Genomic DNA, 7,518 nt, shown 5'->3' with positions numbered 1-7,518 from the left:
CCATCTTGAAACACTCCCTCTACGTCTGTTCGTCGCCGCAGCCACTATCAGGCCTCGCCCGGCACGTTGGCTTCGGCAAGCTGAAGAATCTTTCTAATTAGGATTAATGATGACTTTATCCAATGTGGTTTCTTACAATCCATACAAGCGGAGGCCTCGAAAACATCTCCCGCCTGCGCCGTTTTGTGGCTGGTGTTATTCAGTTCAACGCCGATAGAAAATCCAACATCGCCCAAAGAATTCAACCGTTAAACAGGAATACTCGTTTGGCATTCGTGCCAAAAATACTGTGCTGAGTTGACGTTCATATTACAACCAACTGATACTAATCGGTAATCTAAATACTGTTGTAAAAACTATTACTCAGGTAGAAAAAATTGCAAAAATTTGCAACTTTGTAATAATTTGTGGTGTACCATTAGTGCCATAATCATCTGTATTGGATACTAGATATAGTGGTTTCTGGAGAAAAATGATAGCCTATTGAATCGATAGAAATTTATTTTTTCTCGCGTGAATAATCAGTCAGGAGGGATCATCGATGCAGCTTACGACAGAATATACCAACCTCAAACCTGTTTCCGGAAGTCAAAGTTTTACCGATTCCAGTAACCAAAATTCCCGTTTTTCCCAATATCGAGTCATCCGCCGTAATGGTGCGGTGGTGGCATTTGAGCCGAGCAAGATAACGGTTGCGATGACCAAGGCGTTTATCGCGATCGATGGCGGTCAGGGTGCAGCGTCGGTCAGGGTGCGTGAGGTAGTTGCGGAATTGACCAATGATGTTGTGGGCGCATTACTGCGCCGCCAGCCGGATAGCGGCACTTTCCATATTGAAGATATTCAGGATCAGGTTGAGCTGGCTTTGATGCGCTCGGGCGAACACGATGTGGCGCGTGCTTATGTGCTGTATCGTGAAGACCGTGCGCGTGAAAGGGCCAAGCTCAAACAGAAATCCGCCACCGATGTGGCAGCAGAAACACTCTATGTTGTGGATAACGGGCAGAGAGTGCCATTGGATATGGCCCGATTATCCGCATTGATCGAATCTTCCTGCAGCGGGTTGGGAAATACCGTCGATGCCTCGCTGATTCTGAAAGCCACAGTAAAAGATTTGTATGACGGTGTACCGCTGGATGAAGTCAGAAAATCCGTTATCCTGTCAGCGCGCGTTTTGATCGAGAAAGATCCCGCATATAGTTATGTGACGGCACGATTATTGTTGAATAACATGCGTTATGAAGTGCTGGGTGAGGAAGTTTCTCAGCAAATGATGCAAGCACAGTATAAGGATTATTTTCCAGTTTTCATCAAACGTGGCATTGAGGCCGATCTTCTGGATGGACGTATGGCGCAGTTTGATTTGACGCGTCTGGCCGAAGTACTCGATGCGGAGCGTGATCTGCAATTTGAATATTTGGGCTTACAGACCCTGTATGACCGTTATTTCCTGCACATCAAAGAAAACCGTATTGAATTGCCGCAAGCATTTTTTATGCGCGTGGCGATGGGGCTGGCGCTGAATGAAATTGACCGGGAAGCGCGTGCGATTGAGTTTTATCACGTGCTATCCAGTTTTGATTTCATGAGCTCGACGCCGACTTTGTTCAATTCCGGCACTTGCCGCTCGCAATTGTCATCGTGCTATCTCACCACAGTGCCGGATGATCTGGACGGCATCTACGAAGCCATTAAGGAAAACGCCTTATTGGCCAAATATGCCGGCGGATTGGGCAATGACTGGACCGCGGTGCGTGCCATGGGCGCACGCATCAAAGGTACCAACGGCAAATCGCAGGGTGTCGTGCCTTTCCTTAAAGTGGTATCGGATACGGCGGTCGCGGTGAATCAAGGCGGTAAACGCAAAGGTGCGGTATGCGCGTATCTGGAATGCTGGCATCTGGATATCGAGGAATTTCTCGAATTGCGCAAAAATACTGGCGACGACCGCCGCCGCACGCATGATATGAATACGGCCACCTGGATTCCTGATTTGTTCATGAAACGGGTAATGGACGGTAGTGACTGGACCTTGTTTTCGCCTTCGGATGTGCCCGATTTACACGAGAAATTCGGTCAGCAGTTTGAGCAAGCCTATCTGGCGTACGAAGCCAAAATCGAGCGCGGTGAGCTGGAGCTGTACAAAAGAATCCCGGCGGTGCAATTGTGGCGCAAGATGTTGAGCATGCTGTTTGAAACAGGGCATCCATGGATTACTTTTAAAGATCCGTGCAATATCCGCTCGCCGCAGAATCATATCGGAGTGGTTCACAGCTCGAATTTGTGCACGGAAATCACCTTGAATACCAATGACAAGGAAATTGCCGTATGTAATCTCGGTTCGGTGAATCTGGTGGCGCATTTGAAAAATGGCGAATTGGATGCGGAAAAGCTGAAGCGTACCATCCGCATTGCCATGCGTATGCTCGATAATGTCATCGATATCAATTTCTACGCAGTCGCCAAAGCCAGAAATGCCAACCTCAAGCACCGGCCGGTCGGATTAGGCATTATGGGATTTCAGGATTGCCTGCATCAACTGGACATTCCTTACAGCTCGAATGCCGCAGTGGAATTTGCCGATCGCTCGATGGAAGCGGTGGCGTATCAGGCTTATTGGGCCTCCACCGAACTGGCGGAAGAACGCGGTTGCTATAGCTCGTACAAAGGCAGCTTGTGGGATCGCGGCATTCTTCCGCACGACACGCTCGAAATACTGCGAAAAGAGCGTGGCGGTTTTGTCGAAGCGGATTTATCTACAACGCTGGATTGGGATGCGCTACGTCAGCGCATCAAAAATCATGGCATGCGTAATTCCAACTGTTTGGCAATTGCGCCTACCGCAACCATATCCAATATCATCGGCGTTTCAGCCAGTATTGAGCCGACTTATCAGAATTTGTATGTCAAATCCAATCTGTCCGGTGAATTCACGATCACCAACAGATCCTTGGTTGATGATTTGAAGAAACTCAATCTGTGGGATGAGGTCATGATTTCGGATCTGAAATATTTTGACGGTGCCATCAGCAAAATAGACCGCATTCCGGAGAGTATTCGCACGCTATATGCCACCGCATTCGAAATGGAACCATATTGGCTGATCGAAGCCGGTGCGCGGCGGCAAAAATGGATCGATCAATCGCAATCGCTGAATATTTATATGGCGGGTGTTTCCGGTAAAAAACTGGATGACACGTATAAATTGGCTTGGATTCGTGGTTTAAAAACCACTTACTATTTGCGTTCGATGGGTGCGACAGCCGCTGAGAAATCGACTGTGCGCGCAGGTTCGCTCAATGCAGTGCCTGCCGATGGCGGTATGGCCAAAGTGGCGATGGAAGTATCGGCTGTCGAAATCAAATACTGCGCAATCGATGATGAAAGTTGCGAATCGTGCCAATAACCGAACGAATGAATAAGAAGAAAAGGAGTAAGCCATGCTGACATTTGAAGACGAACCCGTTAAAGCGCAAGCACCATTAACCATCGATCCATTGTTTCAGGCGGACGCACAGGATTTTGATTTACGCCCGCAAACGCCACTGCATGGACAGGGCAGTGCTGCTGTACACGTCAAAGCAGCAATTGCCGATGAACCCGTAGCCGGAAGCGCCAACCGGCGCGTGTCGGTGGAAGACAAGCAGATCATCAATTGCAACGCGGACGTCAATCAACTCGTGCCGTTTAAATATAAATGGGCGTGGGATAAATATCTGGGCGCGTGCGCCAATCATTGGATGCCGCAGGAAATCAGCATGAGCCGCGATATTTCTTTGTGGAAAGATCCCAATGGCCTGACCGAGGATGAGCGCCGCCTGATCAAACGCAACCTGGGGTTCTTTGTAACGGCGGATTCATTGGCAGCCAATAATATCGTGCTGGGCACTTACCGGCATATTACCAATCCGGAGTGCCGCCAGTATTTGCTGCGCCAAGCATTTGAGGAAGCCATTCACACCCATGCGTATCAGTATATTGTCGAATCGCTGGGTCTGGATGAAGGGGAAATCTTCAATGCCTATCATGAAGTGGCTTCTATCCGCGATAAGGACGAGTTCCTGATTCCATTTATTGATACGTTGACAGACCCGCATTTCAAGACGGGTACACAAGAGACCGATCAACAATTACTCAAAAGCCTAATTGTTTTCGCCTGCATTATGGAAGGGTTATTCTTCTATGTCGGTTTTACGCAAATACTCGCGCTCGGCCGGCAAAATAAGATGACCGGCGCCGCTGAGCAATACCAGTATATTCTGCGGGATGAATCGATGCATTGTAACTTCGGTATCGATGTGATCAACCAGATTAAAATGGAAAATCCGCATCTATGGACCAAGGCATTCCGCGATGAAATCAATGAATTGATGCATAAAGCCGTGGCACTGGAATACCGGTATGCCGAAGACACCATGCCCCGCGGTGTGTTGGGTATGAATGCACCGATGTTCAAAGAGTATTTACGCTATATCGCAAACCGCCGCTGCCAGCAAATCGGTTTGGATATCCTTTATCCGAACGCCAATAATCCATTTCCGTGGATGTCGGAAATGATCGATCTGAAGAAAGAAAAGAATTTCTTTGAAACGCGGGTGACGGAATATCAAACCGGCGGTGCGTTGAGTTGGGATTGATGGTTGCAGCAGCCGATGAATCAGTTTATGCGACATTTTTCGTCGTAAATATTACATAGACCTCACATGGCAGTGAAACCCATCTCTAGGCGGCATCACTACTTGCCACAGTCGTATCTCGCCGCCTTTACTGACACCGGTCTCAAAGGCGGTCAATTCTTCGTGCTGGATATCCAAACAGGTCATTCATTTCGAACTTCTCCGCTTAACGTTGGTGCGGAGAGAGATTTCAATCGCGTCGATATCGAAGGTCACGCGCCTGATGCAATAGAGAACGCCCTTGCACCCTTTGAAGGCGAGGCGGTTGATGCCATTCGTAGGGTCATCGATAGTGAGGCATTTCCAACGGATAGCGATTGGAATCTCATTTTGAATCTCTTGGGGCTTATTGCCGTAAGAAACCCGAAGCTTCGGGGATCGTTTAATCGGTCGCGTGGACAGATGCTAAGAACGATTGGCGATCTGCTAGTATCGGACAAGAAGATATGGGATCACCACGTCAAGAAGACCTGTGCCGCGGGGGAAGACATCAGTGACAGTGTTTCGTTTGAAGATGCTCGGCAGTTCGTTGAGAATGGCAACTACCGAATCGAGTTTCACCCGCAAGGGAATTTGAGAGTCGAATTTCATGCGTTTGACGAACTGCTGCCACTTCTTGGTCAACGAACTTGGTCAGTTCTGGTTGCACCTTCAGACGGCCCGGAATTCATTTGCTCCGACCATCCAGTTACACTCGCATGGAAAAGTGGTCAGTCTGGGCCAATTGGATTCAAGCTCAAAGAAACGGAAGTATTTTTTCCACTTGGTAGGCATGTCGGGTTTTATGGTGTCTTTGAATCCCCATTGAAACCAGTGGTGCGGTGTAAGCCGGGTCACGTCGCAACAATGAACAAACGTGTTGCGTGGAATTCTGAACGTCACGTCTATTCTTCCATCGAGAGCTTCTTTGTCTGGGACGAAGGGCAAGCTCGTAGGTTGGGGTGAGGTACGAAACCCCAACATCAACAAGGTCGCCAATCGTTGGGCTTCATTCATTCAACCCAACCTACGGGTTGTTGCCATTGAAGATGATGCGGTGCTCGGCGGCAGTATGGGGGGTTTTATATTCCGCTCATAATGTTGGTTGCAATCGCGAGGAGCCTTGTAATCGGATAAAACGTTTAGCAGTCGTGTCAACTCGGACAGAAAACGTCATATATGCAATGAATAAAACGCTAAACCGGAATTTTATGAGAACACTAAATTATTCGTCACACCGGCGAAAGCCGGTGTCCAGTTCGTTGGTTTTTCTGGATTCCGGCCTTCGCCGGAATGACAAATTTAGAATAATTCAGCGACTTTTTAGTAAACCAGCAACCCAATTCATTCCATTTAGAGAGGTAACTACCCATGCAAACCCGTGAAGAACGCGACACGATGGGGCCGGTGCAAGTACCCATAGAAGCACTGTGGGGCGCGCAAACGCAGCGCTCGCTGCAGAATTTCAAGATCTCAAGCGAGCGTATGCCGGTTGCGTTGATTCATGCGCTGGCCAAAGTCAAGCGCGCCGCTGCTAAAGTCAATCACGATTTGGGGTTGCTCAACGCCGCCAGCACTGCGGCGATTATCGAGGCCGCCGATGAGGTGATCGCTGGTCATTTCGACGACCAATTTCCGTTGGTCGTATGGCAAACTGGTTCCGGTACGCAAACCAACATGAACGTGAACGAAGTATTGGCAAACCGCGCTTCGGAAATTCTCGGTGGCGGGCGCGGCGCCAGCCGGATCGTGCATCCGAACGACGAGGTCAACAAAGGCCAATCGTCCAACGATGTGTTTCCAACCGCAATGCATGTTGCTGCAGTGCAGGAATTGCAGCAACGGCTGATTCCGGCGATTCAGCAATTGCGTGACACCCTTGCCGCCAAATCGCAGGCGTTCGACGGCATCGTCAAAATTGGCCGTACGCATTTACAGGATGCCACGCCGTTGACGCTGGGACAGGAATTTTCCGGTTACGTGGCGCAATTGGATCATGGCATGCGCCATGTTGAAGCCGCAATGGCGCATGTGTGCGAACTGGCACTGGGTGGCACGGCGGTCGGCACCGGATTGAACGCACACCCGGAATTCGCCGTGCGCGTAGCCGCCGAATTGTCGCGTTTAACCGGTTTGCCGTTTGTCACCGCGCCGAATAAATTCGAGGCACTGGCGTGTAACGATGCGCTGGTGCATGCGCATGGCGCGTTAAAAACGCTGGCGGCGTCACTGATGAAAATCGCTAACGATATCCGCTGGCTGGCATCGGGGCCGCGTTGTGGTATTGGTGAGCTCAGAATTCCTGAAAATGAACCGGGCAGCTCCATCATGCCGGGCAAAGTCAATCCGACGCAATCGGAAGCGATGACCATGGTCTGCTGTCAGGTCATGGGCAATGATGTGGCCATCAATATCGGCGGCGCAATGGGGAATTTTGAACTGAATGTGATGAAGCCGCTGATCATTCATAATTTCCTGCAAAGCGTGCGATTGCTGGCCGATGCCATGGTCAGTTTCAACGAGCATTGCGCCGCCGGCATCGAAGCCAATATCGAGCGCATCGATATGTTGATGCACAACTCGCTGATGCTGGTGACGGCATTGAATCCGCACATCGGCTACGACAAGGCCGCTGAAATTGCTAAAAAAGCGCATCGCGAAGGCACGACCTTGAAAGCCGCGGCGATTGCAACCGGATATGTCACTTCAGAACAATTTGAATCCTGGGTTATTCCGGAGAGAATGGTAGGAAAGTAGGGCGGTTTAACAGGCCGTTGAAAAACGTTTTCGAGGTAGCCGATGCAAGGCAAAAACAGGCGAAAAAGCGCAGTTTATGCTTAATAAATGAGCATTTTGAGTCTGT

General features: G+C 49.5%; 5 protein-coding genes. All 5 read left to right on the top strand.

Annotated features, from left to right (window positions below; genetic code table 11):
* The first annotated feature begins 541 nt into the window (after positions 1 to 541).
* Positions 542 to 3,406 carry a ribonucleoside-diphosphate reductase subunit alpha gene (locus tag ACH10T_RS01195; RefSeq protein WP_394807516.1) on the top strand — a complete coding sequence of 955 codons (2,865 nt, stop codon included), beginning with the start codon at positions 542 to 544 and terminating at the stop codon, positions 3,404 to 3,406.
* A 34-nt stretch (positions 3,407 to 3,440) separates the two neighbouring features.
* Complete coding sequence (locus tag ACH10T_RS01190; RefSeq protein WP_394807515.1) at positions 3,441 to 4,637, top strand: ribonucleotide-diphosphate reductase subunit beta; 1,197 nt, start codon at positions 3,441 to 3,443, stop codon at positions 4,635 to 4,637.
* Between the two features lie 66 nt (positions 4,638 to 4,703).
* Positions 4,704 to 5,621: a DUF4238 domain-containing protein gene (locus ACH10T_RS01185; protein WP_394807514.1), complete on the top strand. Its 918-nt coding sequence runs from the start codon at positions 4,704 to 4,706 to the stop codon at positions 5,619 to 5,621.
* Positions 5,584 to 5,754: a hypothetical protein gene (locus tag ACH10T_RS01180; RefSeq protein ID WP_394807513.1), complete on the top strand. Its 171-nt coding sequence runs from the start codon at positions 5,584 to 5,586 to the stop codon at positions 5,752 to 5,754. Before ACH10T_RS01185 ends, ACH10T_RS01180 begins: the two co-directional genes overlap by 38 nt.
* Before the next feature lie 272 nt (positions 5,755 to 6,026).
* Positions 6,027 to 7,412: a class II fumarate hydratase gene (fumC, locus tag ACH10T_RS01175; RefSeq protein ID WP_394807512.1), complete on the top strand. Its 1,386-nt coding sequence runs from the start codon at positions 6,027 to 6,029 to the stop codon at positions 7,410 to 7,412.
* Positions 7,413 to 7,518: the final 106 nt, after the last annotated feature.

The organism is Nitrosomonas sp. (assembly GCF_043753625.1).
In the GTDB taxonomy this organism is placed as follows: domain Bacteria; phylum Pseudomonadota; class Gammaproteobacteria; order Burkholderiales; family Nitrosomonadaceae; genus Nitrosomonas.
This window is presented reverse-complemented; position numbering and strand designations above follow the sequence as displayed.

Coding starts and splice junctions, on each gene's coding strand:
- ACH10T_RS01195 (WP_394807516.1), top strand. CDS start 542: ATGCAGCTTACGACAGAATATACCAACCTCAAACCTGTTTCCGGAAGT.
- ACH10T_RS01190 (WP_394807515.1), top strand. CDS start 3,441: ATGCTGACATTTGAAGACGAACCCGTTAAAGCGCAAGCACCATTAACC.
- ACH10T_RS01185 (WP_394807514.1), top strand. CDS start 4,704: ATGGCAGTGAAACCCATCTCTAGGCGGCATCACTACTTGCCACAGTCG.
- fumC (WP_394807512.1), top strand. CDS start 6,027: ATGCAAACCCGTGAAGAACGCGACACGATGGGGCCGGTGCAAGTACCC.